The sequence below is a fragment of the Micromonospora hortensis genome (assembly GCF_022230935.1).
Taxonomy (GTDB): domain Bacteria; phylum Actinomycetota; class Actinomycetes; order Mycobacteriales; family Micromonosporaceae; genus Micromonospora; species Micromonospora hortensis.
In genome coordinates, this window is sequence record NZ_JAKKFE010000037.1 from 40,235 (window position 1) to 57,248 (window position 17,014).

Here is a 17,014-nt window from a genome sequence, read left to right on the forward strand (position 1 = left end):
CAACTGCGCGAGCATGTGATCCACCCTACGCGCCCGTCGGCCGGCTGGCACGGGGTAACTTGACCGGCGATGAACATTCTCGCGCTCGACCTGGGCACCTCCTCGGTACGCGGGCTGGTGCTGGACGCGGACACCCAGCCGCTGCCCGGCGCACTGGCCCGCCGCAAGGTCGACCTCGCCATCGGCGACGACGGCACCGGCACGCTGTCCGGTCGGGACTATCTGGCAAGCCTGGTCGAGTGCCTGGACGAGTTGGCCGACTCGGGGCACCTGCACGACGTCGGCCTGGTGGCGGTCTCCGCCCAGTGGCACTCGGTGCTCCCGCTGGACCGCGACGGCGCCCCCATGGGCCCGGTGGTCACCTGGCTGGACACCCGGCCCGCCCCGGTCGGGCGCACCGCCGGGCCGGCCGACCCGGACGGCTTCCACCAGCGCACCGGCTGCTGGTGGCACCGTTCGTACTGGTCGATGCGGTTGCCCTGGTTGCGTGAGCAGTCCGGCACCCCGATCGCCCGGTTCGTGGGTCTGCCCGAGTACGTGCTGGGCGAGTTGCTCGACTCGGCGCCCATGTCGATCTCCCAGGCCTCCGGGACCGGGCTGCTGGATCTGCGCACCCTGCGCTGGGACGAGGAGGCGCTGACGCTGGCCGAGGCGCGACAGGCGGAGCTGCCGGCGCTGGGCGAGCTGGACTGGCACGGCCGGCTCCGGGTCGACCTGGCTCGTCGGTGGCCGCAGTTGGCGCAGGCCCGGTGGTCACCTCCGGTGGGCGACGGTGGGGCCTCGAACGTCGGCTCGGGCTGCGTCGACCCCAGCCGGGCCGCGGTCACAGTGGGTACCTCCGCGGCCGTACGGCTGATGCAGCGGATTCCGGCGGGCGAGCCCATGCCGCGCCTGCCCGAACGGTTGTGGCGGTACCGGGTCGACCACGACCACGTGGTGACCGGGGCCGCGTACGCCAACGGCGGCAACCTCTTCGCCTGGGCGGACCGGGAGCTGCGGTTGCCTCGGGGAGCCGAGCTGGACGCGGCGCTGGCGCTGGTGCCGGCGGGCGGTGGCCGGCCGTCGGATCCCCGCTTCGGTGGCGACCGGGCGCCCGGGCTGGCGCCGGCGGGCAGCGGCGAGCTGCGCGGTCTGAGTTTCAGCACCACCTCGGTCGACATCCTGGCCGGGCTGATGCAGGGGTTGTGCGAGCTGGTCGCCGAGGATCTCGGGGTGCTGGAGTCCACCATCGACAAACCGGTCGGGGTGGTGCTGGGCGGCGGTGCGGTGGCCGCCTCGGTGTGGTGGCGGCAGGCCTTCGCGACCGCGCTCGCCCCGCGACCGGTGTCGCATCAACGCAACCCGGAGATCGGTGCCACCGGTGCCGCGTTGGTGGCGCTGGGGCGCTTCGGTGACGCGATCGAGCTCGCCGACATCGGCCGGACGGACGAGCTGGTTTTACCGACCACGGCAGGACGTTCCCACCCGCAGTATCCTTCCTGAACCTCGGCCTCGCCCGGGCCGTTGACAGCGGTACCGAGCCTGGTTGGATGGACTGCGCTCCCCCGACCGCGGTGGACGCGGTAGGACGGAGGAGGCAGGGTGGCGGCAGGTCCCGACCCGGCGAACGGCGCGGTGTCGAACCATCGCCGACGCCGCTTCGATGTCCGAGTCGTTCCGCATCGACGGCGGTCGCCGTTCCGGCTGCGCGACTGGCGGATGAGCACGAAGCTCGCCACCGTGCTGCTGGTGCCGTCGATGGCGTTCCTCCTACTCGCCGGGGTGCAGACCAGCACCCTGGTGGGGCGGACGACGGCGTTGAACGACTTCTCCAGTCAGGTCGGCATCGGCCGGCAGATCACCGCGGCGGTGCACCAGCTCCAGCAGGAGCGTGACCGTTCGGCCGGGGAGCTGGGTGAGCTGCGTAAGGGTGGTGACCGACAGGCCGCCGCGAACGACCTGAAGCCGTTGCAGGCGGCCACCGACAAGGCCATCGTGGATTTGAGCCGGGCCGCCGAGCCCCTGGCGGACGCGGACGCGTCCTGGCGGGTGGCCTTCTCCGAGGCGCTGGAGGCGTACGACCAGGTGGTGGACATCCGCTCCGCGATCCCGCCGGCGGTGCTCAGCACCGAGACCATCCTGAGCAACTACCACCGGGCCGTCGGGGCGTTGCTCGACCTGCTCGCCGAACCGACGCCCGGGCAGAACCAGCCGGCGTTGAACGACGCGGTGCTGCGCTACGTCCAGTTGGCCCGGGTCAAGGAGCTCTCCTCCCGGGTGCGGGGCCAGCTCTACGCCGCCGCCCGCGCCGGTGCGTACGGCACCGAGGACCGGGTGGTCCTCGCCGACCTGCGCGGTCAGCAACTCACCGCGCTCGGCGCGTTCCGGGTGGCAGCGACCAGTGCGCAGATCCGCCGCTACGACGAGACCTCGGTGTCGCCGAGTTTCCTGGTCGCCACCGGGTTGGAGGAGCGCAGCCTGTCCTCCGGCGCCGCGTCGCCGCAGGTGCTGCCGTCGGAGCAGTGGTGGTCGGCCAGCCAGCAGCGTCAGGAGCTGCTGCGTCAGCTTGAGGCGGGTGTGCTCGACGACGCCGTACGGCAGGCCGAGGACGCCAGCGACGATCAGCTGCGGACGACCCTGCTGGTCGTCGGCGGGGTGGTCACGGTCCTGCTGGCCGCCCTGCTGATCTCGTTGCTGATCGGGCGATCGGTCGCCCGGTCGATGCGGCTGCTGCGCAGCCAGGCGCTGCGGATCGCCCAGGTCGAGTTGCCGGACGCCCTGGACCGCCTGAAGACCGTCACCGGTGGGGTGCCGCGCATCGATGTCGCGCCGGCGGTGGTCCGCTCACTCGACGAGATCGGCGAGCTGGCCGAGGCGTTCGTGGCGGTGCACCGCAGCGCGGTCACTGTCGCCGTCGAGCAGGCGCTGATGCGGCGCAACGTCAACGCGATGTTCGTCAACCTGGCTCGCCGCAGCCAGGTGCTGGTGGAGCGTCAGCTGGAGCTGCTGGACGACCTGGAGCGCGAGGAGAGCGACCCGGACCAGCTGGAGAACCTGTTCAAGCTCGATCACCTGGCCGCCCGGATGCGCCGTAACGACGAGAGCCTGCTGGTGCTCGCCGGCACCGACTCGACCCGCCGGTGGAACCGGCCGGTCGGGCTCGGCGCGGTGCTGCTGGCCGCCGCCGCGGAGATCGAGCAGTACCAGCGGGTCCGGATCGAGTCGGTCGCCGACGTGCACGTGGTCGGGCACGCGGTGGGGGAGTCGGTGCACCTGCTGGCCGAGCTTCTGGAGAACGCCACTGCCTTCTCCCGCCCGGACACCGTCGTGGTGGTGACCGCCCGGGTCGAGGCGGGGGGTGCGCTGATCGAGATCGTCGACCGGGGTCTGGGTATGAGCCCGACCGCGTTGGTGCAGGCCAACGAGGTGCTGGCCAGCCCTCCGGCCGCGGACGTCGCGGCGGTGGAGCGGATGGGGCTCTTCGTGGTCAGTCACCTGGCGGCCCGGTTGGGCGTCCGCGTGCGGTTGGAGGGCGGCGAGGACGGCCTGGTCGCCCGGCTCGCCCTGCCCGCGGTGTTGCTGGCGCCGGCGGGCAGTGTGGAGCTGGACGCGCCCCCGTCGGCGCGGATGCTGGCGGCCAGCGCGGCGCGAGGGCTGGTGCCGCAGCCGGGGGCAGCCCGGCAGGCCACTGCCCCGATGTCGAACGGCGCGGTGCGGGACCTGCCGGTGGCCGGCCGCCCGCCGGGCGTCGGCGTGCCGCGTCAGGGCCGCCCGGTGCCGGTACGCGCCGAGGACGTGTTGACCCCCGCCGCTGCTCGCGGTGCCGGCGGGGGCTGGTATTCGCGGCAGGGCCCGACCGCGCCGGTGGTGCCCGCCGCGGCGGCGCCACCGACGATCCCGGTGACCGCCGGCACCAATGAGCGGGGATTGCCGGTGCGGGTGCCCATGGCGCAGTTGAGCGCTGTCACCCGTTCGGCACAACCGATGACGGCACCGACCCGCACCGACCCGGACCCGGAGGCGGTCGGCGGCATGCTCTCGCGGCTCTACAGCGGAGTACGGCGCGCCGAGGCTGAGGACACCACCGAGATACCCGTGCCACCGTCCGGGGGGCACGACGAAGGGGGACGACGACAGTGACGACGTTGAGCCAGGAGGCGCGTGACCTGAGCTGGCTGGTGAGCGCGTTCGCGGAGCGGGTGCCGGGTGTGGCGCACGCGGTGGTGGTCTCCTCCGACGGGTTGCTGGTGGCGATCTCCGACCACCTGCCGCGCGACAACGCGGACAAACTCGCCGCGGTGACCTCCGGGCTGATGAGTATCACCGCGGGCGCGGCCTCGATGTTCGACGGCGATGTCGTCAAGCAGACGGTGGTCGAGATGGGCCGTGGCTACTTCCTGGTGATGCAGATCCGCGACGGTTCGATTCTGGCCACGCTGGCCGCCGGGGACGCGGACATCGGCGTGGTGGGCTACGAGATGGCCCGGCTGGCCAAGCAGGCGGGGGAGATGCTCACCCCGGCCCTGCGGGCGGAGTTGCAGCAGGCGCTGCCCCGCTGAGTGAGCCGGCCGAGGCCCGGACGGTAACGGCTCACCCGAGCCGAGCCGTCCGGGCCCGGCCATCCGGGTGGCGGCGCGGTCAGAAGCCGCCGTCGGCGATGACGGAGCGGTACCAGGTGGCGGAGTTCTTGAGCACCCGACGCTGGGTGGCGTAGTCCACGTAGACCAGGCCCCAGCGCTGGTCGTAGCCCTGGTCCCACTCGAAGTTGTCCAGCAGTGACCAGACGTGGAAGCTCTCCAGCGGCACTCCGTCGGCGATGGCCCGGTGCGCGGCGGTGAGGTGGTCGCGGAGGAAGCTGATCCGGCCGGAGTCCTGGACGGTGTCGTCCGCGCCCAGGGTGTCCGGTGTGGGCAGCCCGTTCTCGGTGATGGTGAGCGGGATCGGCCCGTATTCGCGGGTGATCCGGGTCAGCAGGTCGTACATCCCCTCGGGGTAGATCTGCTGCCATTCGGCCTCGGAGGTCGCCCAGCGGTGCGCCGTGCCGCCGTCGCCGGTGACGTAGATCGGGGTGTAGTACTGCACGGCCAGCAGGTCGATCGGCGCGGAGATGGTCTTCAGGTCGCCGTCGCGGATGCCCTTGACCATCCGGCTCTGCGGGCCCAGGTCGGCCAGCAGGTCCTCCGGGTAGCTGCCCTTGAGCAGGGAGTCGAGGTAGAGGCGGTTCTCGTAGGCGTCGTAGAGGTCAGCGGCCGCGGCAGCCTGCGGGGAGTCGTCGGCGGGGTAGCAGGGGTGCAGGTTGAGCGCGGGGCCGATGCGGCTGTCGCTGCCGGTGGCCCGCAGCGCGGCGACGGCGTACCCGTGGGCGAGTTGCAGGTGGTGGGCTACCAGGTAGGCGGCGTCCGGGTCCTGCCGCCCGGGGGCGTGGTGGCCGGTCAGATAGCCGTTCTGCACCACGGTCTTGGGTTCGTTGATGGTGAGCCAGGCCGGCACCCGGTCGCCGAGGGCGCGGAAGACCACGTCGGCGTAGTCGGCGAAGCGGTGGGCGGTGTCGCGTGACTCCCAGCCGCCGGCGTCTTGGAGCGCCTGCGGGAGGTCCCAGTGGAACAGGGTGGCCATCGGGGTGATTCCGCGCTCGTGCAGGCCGTCGAGGAGGCGGCGGTAGAAGTCGAGGCCGCGTTGGTTGGGCGTGCCGGTGCCGTCGGGCTGGATCCGGGGCCAGGAGATGGAGAAGCGGTAGCTGCGCAACCCGAGGTCGCGCATGAGGTCGAGGTCCTCGGCGTAGCGGTGGTAGTGGTCGATGGCCACGTCGCCGGTGTCGCCGTTACGGGTGCGACCTGGGACGCGGCTGAAGGTGTCCCAGACCGACTCGCCGCGCCCGTCCTCCTTGGCGGCGCCCTCGATCTGGTACGCGGAGGTGGCCGCGCCCCAGCCGAAGTTTTCCGGGAAGCGCAGCGGGCCGGCGGGCCCAATAGGTATCGACATGGATTCTCCTCATGGATACGGGGCCACCGCCGAAAGATTCGGGAGCGCTCCCATGATAGGGCAGACGCTGCCGGCCGGTCAGCCGGCCGTCAGAACGGCCGGCGCTGGCGGGTGGGAGACGGGTGTGGCCCCGAGCAGCGAACGAGGCCGTCCGGGCGGCGCGGCGCGCCTGTCCCGTCGGCCTCTTTTCCTATCGTGTACGGGGGTTTAGTGTGGGGACGGGGGAGGGCAACCCCCGTCCCCACCGTAACTGCACACACACGGGCGGAATTTGGGTCCTGCCGTGCGTGTCGCGCGGGAGCCGGGCCACGCGAGTGGCTCTGGTTCCACCTCCCTCCCTGTGGCGGGACGATGGCTGACGACGGCGTCCGGGCTGGCCCGTCGTCGGCCCTCGGTCTGGTTCCCTGGGCTCGTCAGGACGACCCCAGCGATCTTCTTGTTGGAACCTTGTCGATGGAAGCGCTCCCATCGACCGATGTTGCGACTGTAACGCCCGTCACGCCTTTGTGAAAGACCCAAAACGAGATCGAAACAAGGAGCTGATCCGGCGCTCCGCGCGCTTGTTGTGGGAGCGCTTCCATGGCACACTGTCGATTCGACGCGACAGGAGCCACATCGCGTGAAGTGCGGGTCCACCGAGGGCAACCGGCAGCACCAGCTCCGGCACGGTCACCCGAGCGCAGCCGACGGGACCCCCTCCCGTGCGGGCCGCACGCCCTACCCCGGCCGGGCCCGGGGAAGACCACCTTCCCGGCGCCTCGACATCCCCGCGGACCACCACCACCCTCGCGGGCAGGCGCCTCGCCGGGGACCATCCCGGCCTGGTCCGAGGAGACACCGCGCACATGAGACAACTGGCAATACGCCGGCGCGTGGCGCTCGCCGCCGCCGCGCTGCTCGCCGTCGGCGGGGTGACCCTGCCGGCCGGCGCCGCACAGGCCGCACCCGCCTGCGACGTGGTCTACGCGACAAACGACTGGAACACCGGCTTCACCGCGAACGTCACCATCAAGAACCTGGGTGACGCGGTGAGCAACTGGACGCTCAAGTGGACCTTCCCGACCAGCGGTCAACGGGTCACCCAGGGCTGGTCGGCCAGATTCAGCCAGACCGGCAGCGAGGTCACCGCGACCAACGAGTCGTACAACGGCAACCTTGCCACCGGGGCCTCCACCACCATCGGCTTCAACGGCGCCCACTCGGGCAGCAACCCGAAGCCCACCTCGTTCACTCTTAACGGCACCCCCTGCAACGGCACCCCGGCCAACCAGCCGCCGACGGTCTCCCTCGGCCTGCCGACCGGGCCGTTCACCGCGCCGGCCGACGTGCCGCTGACGGCCACCGCCAGCGACCCGGACGGGACGATCAGCAAGGTCGAGTTCTACCGCAACGGCCTGCTGATCAACACCGACACCTCCGCCCCGTACGCGTACACGCAGGAGGACCTGCCGGCCGGCAGCTACACCGTCCAGGCCAAGGCGTACGACAACGGCAACGGCATCGGGGTCGACGAGAAGGCGTTCACCGTCGGGGCCGCCAACGGCCCGACACTGGTCGCCACCCCGTCCGCGGTGAGCGTCACCGAGGGTGGCAGCGCCACCTTCAACCTGAAGCTCAGCGCCGCCCCGACGGCCAACGTGCCGGTCACCCTCACCCGCACCGGTGACACCGACGTCACGGTCTCGCCGGCCACCGCCACGCTGACCCCGAGCAACTGGAACACCGGGGTCACCGTCACCGTCGCCGCGGCGGAGGACACCGACACCGCGGGCGGCGCCGCCACCATCACCGCCTCCGCCACCGGTCTCGCTTCGCTGGCGGTCAGCGCCACCGAGATCGACAACGACACCCCCGGTGGCGACAACGCCTACACCGCGAAGTTCCTCGAGCAGTACGGCAAGATCAAGAACTCGGGCTACTTCAGCCCCGAGGGCGTGCCGTACCACTCGGTGGAGACGCTGATCGTCGAGGCGCCCGACCACGGCCACGAGACCACCTCGGAGGCGTTCAGCTTCTGGCTCTGGCTGGAGGCCTACTACGGCAAGGTCACCCAGAACTGGGCGCCGTTCAACAACGCCTGGACGGTGATGGAGAAGTACATCATCCCCACGCACGCCGACCAGCCGACCGCCGGCTCCGCGGGCACCCCGCAGTACGCCGCGGAGTACAACCTGCCCAGCCAGTACCCGTCGGCGCTGAACCCGAACGTCTCGGTCGGCCAGGACCCGCTCCGCTCGGAGCTGCAGTCCACCTACGGCACCGGCGACATCTACGGCATGCACTGGCTGATGGACGTCGACAACACCTACGGCTTCGGCCGCTGCGGTGACGGCACCACCAAGCCGGCCTACATCAACACCTTCCAGCGGGGCACCCAGGAGTCGGTGTGGGAAACCGTTCCGCAGCCCTCCTGCGACACCTTCGAGCACGGCGGTCAGTACGGCTACCTCGACCTGTTCGTCAAGGACACCGGCGCCCCCGCCAAGCAGTGGAAGTACACGAACGCCCCGGACGCCGACGCCCGGGCCGTGCAGGCCGCGTACTGGGCGCTGACCTGGTCCAAGGCGCAGAACAAGCAGGCCGACGTCGCGGCCACCATCGCCAAGGCCGCGAAGATGGGCGACTACCTGCGGTACGCGATGTTCGACAAGTACTTCAAGAAGATCGGCAACTGCGTCGGGGCCAGCACCTGCCCCGCCGGCAGCGGCAAGGACTCGGCGCACTACCTGCTGTCCTGGTACTACGCCTGGGGTGGCGCGTACGACGCCAGCCAGAACTGGTCCTGGCGGATCGGCTCCAGCCACAACCACTTCGGCTACCAGAACCCGTTCGCGGCCTGGGCGCTGACCAACACCCCGGAGCTCAAGCCGCAGTCGTCGACCGCTGTCGCCGACTGGACCAAGAGCTTTGAGCGGCAGCTGGAGTTCTACACCTGGTTGCAGTCCGCCGAGGGCGGCATCGCCGGTGGCGCCACCAACAGCTGGGACGGTAGCTACGCCCAGCCGCCGGCCGGCACCAGCACCTTCTACGGCATGTTCTACGACGTCGACCCGGTCTACAACGACCCGCCGTCGAACCAGTGGTTCGGTATGCAGGCCTGGTCGATGCAGCGCATCGCCGAGCTGTACCAGCAGACCGGCAACGCGAAGGCCAAGGCGCTGCTGGACAAGTGGGTGCCCTGGGCGATCGCCAACACCACTCTCGGCACCAACTGGTCGATCCCGTCGGACATGGCGTGGACCGGTCAGCCGACCACCTGGAACCCGTCCAACCCGCAGCCCAACACCGGCCTGCACGTCGAGGTCATCAGTAAGGGTCAGGACGTCGGTGTCACCGCCGCCTACGCCCGGATCCTGATCGCGTACGCGGCCAAGTCCGGCAACGTGGCGGCCAAGGACACCGCCAAGGGACTGCTCGACGCGCTGTCGGCCGCCAGCGACGCCAAGGGTGTCTCCACCACCGAGAAGCGTGGCGACTACCGGCGCTTCGACGACGTCTACAACGCGTCCACCGGGCAGGGCCTCTACGTCCCGCCGGGTTGGACCGGGACGATGCCGAACGGCGACGCCATCGCCGCCGGCAAGAGCTTCCTCGACATCCGGTCCTTCTACAAGAACGACCCGGACTGGCCCAAGGTGCAGGCGTACCTGGACGGTGGTCCGGAGCCGAGCTTCAACTACCACCGGTTCTGGGCGCAGGCTGACGTCGCGATGGCGTACGCCGACTACGGCAGCATGTTCCCGAACGGCTGAGACGACCCGGGGTGGGTGGCGTGGACCGCCCACCCCGGGATCCGGCCCGGGTCCGGGGAACGACGGACCGGGGCTGGCGGGACGGCCTGACACCCACGGTCAGGCCGGGGTGGGCCGGCCATCTGGCCGACGCAGCGGATCGGCTGGCCCACCCCACCGCCCGGACTGGAGCCAGCCGCGAAAAAGCCCAGAAATTCGGGCCCTCGCGGGATCACACCGAGGTCCGTGACGGAGTAACGTACGTCACCGGAGAGGCCGCTCCCCCCGTGGCGGCCTCTCCACTTTCTTGCCCCCAGTCCGGCCGCTTCCCTGCCCGAGTCCGGCCTCGCGGGGCGGGTTTCAGCGAGGCGGCACGACCGGGTGACGCAGCCCCGGGTGCCCGGCCGGCAGCGAGCGTCGCAGCACCACCCAGCTCAGCGCCAGCGCCGCGGCGACCAGCGGCCAGGTCAGCGCCACCCGGGCCACCACCAGCGCGAGCACCTGCCCACCGAGGTAGAGCGGCACGAACACGGCCAGCCGCAGCAGGTAGGTCGCCGTCCACACCCAACTGGCCCGGCCGTACCCGCGCAGCAGCGCCGGGTCGCGTCGCCACCCGGCCCGTTGGCCCAGCACCGCGCCGACCAGCACACCGAGCAGTGGCCACCGCACCACGATGCTGACCGTCCACGCCAGAGCGCTCGCGGCGTTGGACAGCACCTGGATCAGAAAGAAGTTCTCGGCCCGGCCGGTGCGCACCGCGATCAACGCCGCGACGCAGACGGCCAGCAGCCCGATCAGCACGGAGCGCGGCCGGTCACCCCGACGTAGCCGTACGCCCGCCACCACCGCCCCCACGGCCAGCGCCGTGCCGACCCCGCCCCACAGCGACTCGCCGCCCAGCAGCCAGCCCGCCGCGAACGCCAGCGGCGGCAGGGTGGCGTCGACGGCGCCGCGTCGTCCGCCCAGCAGATCCGTCAGCGACTCGGCCCGCGCTGGCCCGTCCGGACCGGTGTCGGCGCCGGCCCGCACCGGCCCTTCCGACGCCGGATCGTCGCCTTCACGCTGCTCCGGACCGGGTTCGGCCGGGCCGCTGTCGCGCTCCGGTGTTCCGCTCACCACCGCCTCCTCGCCTCCGGCACAACCTAACCGGCGATTGGTGGCGGGCCACCGGTCGGACCGCCGACACCTGCCGCTACGGTGTGCGGATGCGCGCGACGGCACGGGGTTGGACCGCGGTCTGGTTGGTCGTACTGGCCCTCGTCCAGGCGGCCGCCTTCCTCGCCGTGTGGCGGGTGGCCGTGCACTCCGAGATCGGTCAGTGGGTGGACACGGTCGCCCTCACCGGCAACCGGATCGGGCAGGACACCATCGAGGGTCCGGTCGACCGGATCCTCAACGCGATGTCGGTGGTCTCCCTGCTGGCCGCCACCGCGACGATCGGGTTCATCGCGCTGATCCGGGGGCGGATCGCCCTGGCGATCACCGCGACCCTGCTGATCGCCGGAGCGAACGTCACGACCCAGCTTCTCAAGTACGGGCTGAACCGGCCCGACTTCGGTGTCGACCCGGAACGCGCGGCGGTGGGCAACAGCCTCCCGAGCGGGCACGCCACGGTGGCCGCCTCGGTGGCCGTCGCGCTGATGCTCGTGCTGCCGCGCAAGGTCCGGGCCGTCGGCGCCTTCATCGGTGCCGCCTACGCCGCTGTCGCCGGGGTCGCCACCCTCTCCGCCGGTTGGCACCGACCCAGCGACGCTGTCGCCGCGTACCTGGTGGTGGGTGTGTGGGCGGCGTTGGCCGGGTTGCTGCTGCTGGTCACCCAGCGGGAGCAGGCCGAGATCGCCCCCGGCGACGCGCACCGGGTCGCGGCGCTGGTGCTCGGCCTCGGCGGTGTGCTCGCCCTGGTGGCCTGTGGGCTCTCCCTGGCCTGGTTGCTCGACCTGCGCGACACCGGGCCGGAGGAGTTGGCGCGCCGCCCCCTGTTCGTCGGTTACGCGGGCAGCGCCGCCGGGATCGCCGGCACGATGGCGGTGGTGATGGCGTTGGCGCTCACCGTCGTGCACCGGCTGGTGCCCCGGGTCAAGGGCTGAACCGCCCGGCGTGGCCGCCTCGCGCGGGGGCGGCCGGCCGGGGTCAGCTCGCGGCGCGGGGTGCGGGGACGTGCGGGGCGACACCCCGCAGGTGCGTCAGCACCACCGGGTCGATCCGCCCCGGCACCAGCCGCTCCTCAAGGTTCTCCAACCCGGCCCAGGAGATCAACGCCGCTTCCGTGCCGCCCTCGTGCACCGGATGGCCCAGCGCGCCGAGCAACGCCGCCACCTCGGCGGCGACCGCGCCGCTCAGGTCGAGCAATGTGGCCGGGTCGGGCCGGCCGAACAGCATGGCGTGCACAGTGAGCAGGCGACCCAGCTCGGCGACCGGGTCCGGATGGTCGTCCACGCGCAGGTCCACCACCACGTCGCTGGTGCCGCCGTACCCGCCGCCGCGCTCGACCACGAGCAGGCCGGCGCTCTGCCGGCCACGCCGGTCGCCGCCCGCCTCGTCGCCGGCGCGCAGCGCGGCGACCAGCCGCTCGGCGAACGGCAGCGCCGCTCCCGCCAGCCAGGCCTCGCCGAGGGCGTCGACGACCTCCGGGCCGGTGAGCACGTTGCCCTGCGCGGCCCAGCCGTCGCCGCTCCGCCCGCCGGCCCACTGATGGCAGGCCGGCCCGGTCCAGGTGGCGCCCGCGCCGGTGGCCCCCACGACGCCGAGTTGGCGGTGCTCCCGCTCGGGGTCGGCGGCGATCAGCCCGGCCACCACGTCGGCGGCGGCCACCCCGGTGCGCAGCAGGGTGAGGCCCTGCGGGCGGTAGGCGAGGTTGACGTGCGCCTGGGTGGCCAGCGCGCCCACCTCGGCGGCGGCGGCCGGCACCAACGCCCCGGCGGCGAGGAACTTGCTGGCGACGGCCACACCGTGCAGGCGGCCGTCGGCGGAGCGGGCGACGAGCGAGAAGGTCACCGGCCGAGGGTAACTGTCCACGCCGACGTGACATCGACGCGCGAGGCTCAGAACGGTGGGGCGGCGGCCTCCGGTGGGGCGCCGTGGGCCCGCCGGGCGTCGGCAACCGCGACCGCGGCCAGCACCACCACCCCGACCGCGGTCGCGATCACACCGGGCAGGTACAGCAACGGCACCGACGACGCCACCAGCACCGTGACGGCGATCCACCGGGACGGGGAGACCCGCCCGAACACCTCGTACTCCAGGCGGGCCCGCCCGGCCAGGAACAGGGCCGGTCCGCCGAGCACCATGGCCAGCCACGCCCCCGGGATCCGCTCCAGCGGATGATTGATGATCAGCTCGTAGCCGATCGCGGTGGCGGCGAGACCGATCACCATCAGCAGGTGGGTGTCGGCCGCCGACCGGCCGATGGTGGCGGGGTGACGGGCCTTCATCACCGCCTCACCCAGGATCCGCCCGGCCCGCTGCACGTAGATGCGCCACAGCATGATCGAGGTGGCCAGCGCCAGGCCGAACGCCCACACGTGCCCCGACTCGAACGGGCCTGCGCTGTACGCGAAACCCGCCACCAGGATCGTCTCGCCCAGCGCGACGAGGAAGAACTGCTGGTACCGCTCGGCCAGGTGTTCCCCGGCGATCTCCCACTTGGAGATCGTCGAACGGCCCAGGCCGGGCACCGGCCAACCACAGCGGGCGGCCAGGTACTCGAAGGCCAGCGCCGCCGACCAGAGCAGCACCTGCGCGTTGGTGCTCAGCATCGCGCCGCTGATCCAGAGCACCCCGCTGACGGCGAAGATCACCGCCATGCGCACCTTCAACCGGCGGTACGGGTGCGCTCCGAGCGCGAGCGACAGGATCAGTGGCCGGGTCACTTGCGCGATGACGTACGCCACCGCGAACATCAGCGCGGTCTCGCTGAACGCCCGGGGGACCGCCACCCCCATCACCATGCTGCACACCAACGCGGTGATCACCACGGTCTGCAACGGCACCCGGTACGGGTCGTACCGGCTGGTCGTCCACGCGGTGCCCTGCCAGACCGCCCAGAGCGCCAGCAGCAACAGCAGTGTCTTGCCGCCGCCGGTGACCGTCCCCCAACCGTGCTCCCGGCCCGGAACCTGAGTCAGATCCTCGAACGCGCGCGCCGAGATCCGGGTGAGCGCGAAGACGTACACCAGGTCGAAGAAGAGTTCCAAGAACGTCGCCCGACCGGGCGTGGCCGCCGCCGGGACCGGCTCCAGGTGTCCCGCTGCCCTGGAAGCCATGGTCAGCGGCCTGCGCCGTCGGTCCGGTCCACCTCGAAGTGGTAGCACTTTCCACCGGCGCGCACGGCCGGAAACCGGCGATTCTGCCCAACCCGGGGATCTTGCTCGGGCCCGCGTCAACGGGCACGATCGACCGGTGACGAATCGATGGGGCATGACGGTGCCGCTGGGCGGAATCGCGCTGGCGCAGCACGACGCGGCCTACGCGGCCCTCGACCGGGCCGGGTTCACCGACGTCTGGTCGTCCGAGGTCGCCGGAACCGACGCGTTCACCCCGCTGGCGCTCGCCGCTGCCTGGCAACCGGGGCTGCGGCTCGGTACCGCGATCACACCGGTCTTCACCCGGGGCCCCGGGTTGCTGGCGATGAGCGCGGCGGCGCTGGCCGAGGCCGCGCCGGGCCGGTTCTCGCTCGGCATCGGCGCGTCCTCCCCCGTGCTGGTCCGGGACTGGAACGCGGTGCCGTTCGACGAGCCGTTCCGCCGCACCCGCGACGTGCTGCGCTTCCTGCGCGCCGCGCTGGCCGGCGAGACCGTCGACGAGGCCTACGACACGTTTACGATCCGCCGGTTCACGCTGGAACAACCGCCGGCGGTGCCGCCACCGATCCTGCTCGCCGCGCTGCGCCCCGGGATGCTCCGGCTGGCCGGCGCGGAAGCCGACGGGGTCATCCTCAACTGGCTCAGCGCCGACGACGTGCCGCGCGCCCTGGCCGAGCTGGGCGAGCGCCGCACCGGCTTCGAGGTCGCCGCGCGGATCTTCGTCTGCCCCACCGAGGACGCCGCGTACGCCCGGGCGCTGGGCCGCCGGCTCATCACCAGCTACCTCACCGTCCCGGCGTACGCCGAGTTCCACCGTTGGCTCGGCCGCGACGAGACGCTCGCGCCCATGTGGGCGGCCTGGGCCGCCGGTGACCGGCGTGGGGCCAGCGCGGCGGTGCCCGACGAGGTGGTCGACGCGCTGGTGCTGCACGGCTCACCGGAGCGGTGCAGCGCCGAGGTGCGTCGCTACGCCGACGCCGGTGTCGACGTACCGATCATGGCGCTGCTGCCCACCCCGGAGCTCGCCGCCGGCGGCGCGGCCGCGTGGCTCAGCCTCATCGCCCAGTTGGGCGCCGACTCCCTAGGAGCGTCCGCGTGAACCTCACCGACCGGATCGTGGTGGTCACCGGCGGGGCCGGCGGCATCGGCGCGGCGCTGTCGCGCCGGTTCGCCGCCGAGGGAGCCGCCGCAGTGGTGGTCGCCGACCTGGACGCCGACGCGGCCCGCGCGGTGGCCGAGAGCATCGGCCCGGTCGCGCACGCCCGCGCCCTCGACGTCACCGACGAGGAGCAGGTCCGCGCGCTGGTCGCCGACACCGAGCAGCGGTACGGCCGGATCGACCTGTTCTGCGCCAACGCGGGGGTGACCACCGGCGGGGGAGTGGAGGTCGACGACGCCGGCTGGGACCGCTCCTGGCGGGTCAACGTGCTGGCCCACGTCTACTCGGCCCGCGCGGTGCTGCCCGGAATGCTGGCCCGGGGCGGCGGGCACCTGCTGCACACCTGCTCCGCGGCCGGTGTGCTGACCGCTGTGGGCGACGCCGCGTACACAGCCACGAAGCACGCCTCGGTGGGGTTCGCCGAGTGGTTGGCCATCACCTACCGGGACCGGGGCATCCGGGTCAGCGCGCTCTGCCCGCAGGGGGTGGACACCCCGATGCTCGCCGACGGGCTCGCCGACGGTCACCTCGGCGCCCGGGTGGTCGCCGCGTCCGGTGCGGTGCTCACCCCGGACCAGGTCGCCGACGCGGCCATCGCCGGGCTGGCCGAGGAACGCTTCCTGATCCTGCCGCACCCCGAGGTCGCCGACTACGCGCGCCGCCGCGCCGAGGACCCGGACGGCTGGCAGGCCGGCATGCGCAAACTCATCCGCCGGCTGACCACCTGACCCGCTACCGCACCGGAACGCGCCCGATGGCCAGGAGATGGGCGCTGGCACTGATCAGCGCCGGCTCGCTGCTGTAGAGCCGGGCGAGGTCCAACGCCGCGGCGAAGACCGCGTCCTGCGCGGGCCCGTTCGCCGCCGCCTCCGCCGCCGTCCAGGCCGGACCCTCCACCCCGTGGACGACGACATCGGTCAGCCCCGCGGCCGCGCACTCGTCGGTGATCTCCTCGACTCGGTGGAAGTAGGCGTGGGTGAACCCGATCCGCGCATCGTTGACGCCGTCGCTCAGCAGCGCCCTGGCCTCGTCGAGCAGCCTCTCGTCGAGCCGTCCGGTGGCCGCGAAGTCCAACGGGCCGGCGAAGCGGGAGATGACGGCGGCCACGACGAGACCGCCGGGGCGGGTGACCCGGACCGCCTCGCGGAGGGCCTGGAGCCGGTCGGCGCGGCGTACCAGGTGGTAGAGCGGGCCCAGCAGCAGCGCGGCGTCATACTCACCGTCGGGGTCGGGGAGCGCACGCGCGTCGCCCACCTGCGCGTCGACCGGAGGGTGCCCGTCGCGGGCCTGCGCGACGTGGCTCGGCACCAGGTCGACGAGGCGAACGTGGTAGCCGGCGACGGCGAGGGCCCGCGCGTACTCGCCGGTGCCTCCACCGATGTCCAGCACCCGGGCGCTCGGCCCGGGCAGGAGATCCCGCAGGAGCTGCGTCGTGCGGATCCACTCCAGTCGCGCCTGCGGGCGGGCGCTGAGCCGCTGGTCCTCGCGATAGCGCTGCGTGTAGTAGTCGACGATGTCGCTCGAATGCTGATCCACGCTCCGATGGTCACCGGTGTGCGGCGCGTGGGCCAACGGATTTCCCCCCCCCCCCCCCCCCGGGGGGCCCCCCCCGCGGGGGCTAAAGGGGTTTGCGCCAGAAGGGGGCCCCGCGTCGCCGAAAAGCTCTTGTACAGCGGGGGGGGGGGGGGGGGGGGCGCGGGGGGGGGGGGGGCCCCCACCAGACGAGGGGGGCCCCCCGGGGGGGGGGCGGGCCCGGGGGGGCCGCGTGGGCGGGGGCGCCCTGGGCGGGGCGAGACGCCGGCCGCGGGGGGGGGGCCGCGGGGGCGGGTCCCGCGCGGTTGGGGGGGGCGCCAGCCTAGGCG

12 protein-coding genes are annotated in these 17,014 nt (G+C 72.6%); 7 read left to right on the forward strand and 5 right to left on the reverse strand.

The annotated features are described in order from the left end of the window. Window positions 1-69: 69 nt before the first annotated feature. The 3 genes from NIE111_RS24565 to NIE111_RS24575 all read left to right on the forward strand — a co-directional run bounded on the left by NIE111_RS24565 (window position 70) and on the right by NIE111_RS24575 (window position 4,538). Entirely contained in the window at window positions 70-1,482 is a 1,413-nt protein-coding gene (locus NIE111_RS24565; RefSeq protein ID WP_238686703.1) for an FGGY family carbohydrate kinase, read from the forward strand. 99 nt (window positions 1,483-1,581) lie between these two features. Further along, window positions 1,582-4,119, forward strand: coding sequence for a sensor histidine kinase (locus NIE111_RS24570; protein ID WP_238686704.1), 2,538 nt, complete (start codon window positions 1,582-1,584; stop codon window positions 4,117-4,119). Further along, on the forward strand, window positions 4,116-4,538 hold the full coding sequence (locus NIE111_RS24575) for a roadblock/LC7 domain-containing protein (protein WP_088988684.1): 423 nt from the start codon (window positions 4,116-4,118) through the stop codon (window positions 4,536-4,538). Before NIE111_RS24570 ends, NIE111_RS24575 begins: the two co-directional genes overlap by 4 nt. A 79-nt stretch (window positions 4,539-4,617) precedes the next feature. On the opposite strand, the gene NIE111_RS24580 is transcribed toward NIE111_RS24575, so the two are convergent. Next, window positions 4,618-5,961, reverse strand: coding sequence for a GH1 family beta-glucosidase (locus tag NIE111_RS24580; protein ID WP_238686705.1), 1,344 nt, complete (start codon window positions 5,959-5,961; stop codon window positions 4,618-4,620). An 845-nt stretch (window positions 5,962-6,806) separates the two neighbouring features. On the opposite strand from NIE111_RS24580, the gene NIE111_RS24585 reads away from it, so the two are divergent. Beyond that, window positions 6,807-9,713, forward strand: a complete 2,907-nt coding sequence (locus NIE111_RS24585; protein WP_238686706.1) for a glycoside hydrolase family 48 protein — start codon at window positions 6,807-6,809, stop codon at window positions 9,711-9,713. 339 nt (window positions 9,714-10,052) lie between these two features. Here the strand turns inward: NIE111_RS24585 and NIE111_RS24590 are convergent, their stop codons facing one another. Continuing rightward, window positions 10,053-10,721 carry a DUF3159 domain-containing protein gene (locus tag NIE111_RS24590; protein WP_238686715.1) on the reverse strand — a complete coding sequence of 223 codons (669 nt, stop codon included), beginning with the start codon at window positions 10,719-10,721 and terminating at the stop codon, window positions 10,053-10,055. 170 nt (window positions 10,722-10,891) lie between these two features. Between NIE111_RS24590 and NIE111_RS24595 the strand changes: the two genes are divergently transcribed. Continuing rightward, on the forward strand, window positions 10,892-11,779 hold the full coding sequence (locus tag NIE111_RS24595; protein ID WP_238686707.1) for a phosphatase PAP2 family protein: 888 nt from the start codon (window positions 10,892-10,894) through the stop codon (window positions 11,777-11,779). A 43-nt stretch (window positions 11,780-11,822) separates the two neighbouring features. Here NIE111_RS24595 and NIE111_RS24600 read toward each other — a convergent pair whose 3' ends face one another. Both NIE111_RS24600 and NIE111_RS24605 read right to left on the reverse strand, forming a co-directional pair. Continuing rightward, window positions 11,823-12,686, reverse strand: a complete 864-nt coding sequence (locus NIE111_RS24600; RefSeq protein WP_238686708.1) for a DUF1028 domain-containing protein — start codon at window positions 12,684-12,686, stop codon at window positions 11,823-11,825. 47 nt (window positions 12,687-12,733) lie between these two features. Then, the gene (locus NIE111_RS24605; RefSeq protein WP_238686709.1) at window positions 12,734-13,954 is read right to left on the reverse strand and encodes a low temperature requirement protein A; all 1,221 of its coding nucleotides are present in this window, start codon (window positions 13,952-13,954) and stop codon (window positions 12,734-12,736) included. Window positions 13,955-14,108: 154 nt separating this feature from the next. Here NIE111_RS24605 and NIE111_RS24610 point away from each other — a divergent pair, with 154 nt between their 5' ends. Both NIE111_RS24610 and NIE111_RS24615 read left to right on the forward strand, forming a co-directional pair. Beyond that, window positions 14,109-15,092, forward strand: coding sequence for an LLM class F420-dependent oxidoreductase (locus NIE111_RS24610; RefSeq protein ID WP_238686716.1), 984 nt, complete (start codon window positions 14,109-14,111; stop codon window positions 15,090-15,092). Continuing rightward, window positions 15,089-15,880 (forward strand): SDR family oxidoreductase, encoded by a 792-nt coding sequence (locus NIE111_RS24615; RefSeq protein WP_238686710.1) that lies wholly within the window; start codon window positions 15,089-15,091, stop codon window positions 15,878-15,880. Before NIE111_RS24610 ends, NIE111_RS24615 begins: the two co-directional genes overlap by 4 nt. 4 nt (window positions 15,881-15,884) lie before the next feature. Here NIE111_RS24615 and NIE111_RS24620 read toward each other — a convergent pair whose 3' ends face one another. Continuing rightward, window positions 15,885-16,688, reverse strand: coding sequence for a class I SAM-dependent methyltransferase (locus NIE111_RS24620; protein WP_238686711.1), 804 nt, complete (start codon window positions 16,686-16,688; stop codon window positions 15,885-15,887). Window positions 16,689-17,014 lie beyond the last annotated feature (326 nt).